Source organism: Xylophilus sp. ASV27 (genome assembly GCF_016428875.1).
Taxonomy (GTDB): domain Bacteria; phylum Pseudomonadota; class Gammaproteobacteria; order Burkholderiales; family Burkholderiaceae_C; genus Xylophilus.
In genome coordinates, this window is the sequence record NZ_JAELTO010000341.1 from 1 (window position 1) to 321 (window position 321).

Below are 321 nucleotides of genomic sequence, written 5' to 3' on the forward strand. Positions count from 1 at the left end.
GCCACCAGGTGCATTGAGGACAGACATGGCCGACATCCTGCTCAAGGTCGAAGACCTGCAAGTCGCCTACGGCGGCATCCGCGCCGTCAAGGGCATTTCCTTCGAGGTGCGCGAGGGCGAACTGGTCCTGTCTCTTATACACATCTGACGCTGCCGACGAAGAGAACCTAGTGTAGATCTCGGTGGTGGGCGGGTGATTAAAAAGGGGGGGGGGGGGGGGGGGGGGGGGGGGGGGGGGGGGGGGGGGGGGGGGGGGGGGGGGGGGGGGGGGGGGGGGGGGGGGGGGGGGGGGGGGGGGGGGGGGGGGGGGGGGGGGGGGGG

At 73.2% G+C, this 321-nt stretch carries 1 pseudogene; it reads left to right on the forward strand.

Going from position 1 to position 321, the window contains the following annotated elements:
• Positions 1–25 precede the first annotated feature (25 nt).
• Positions 26–127, forward strand: a pseudogene (locus JHD63_RS25145) (ABC transporter ATP-binding protein); the annotation flags it as partial.
• Positions 128–321 lie beyond the last annotated feature (194 nt).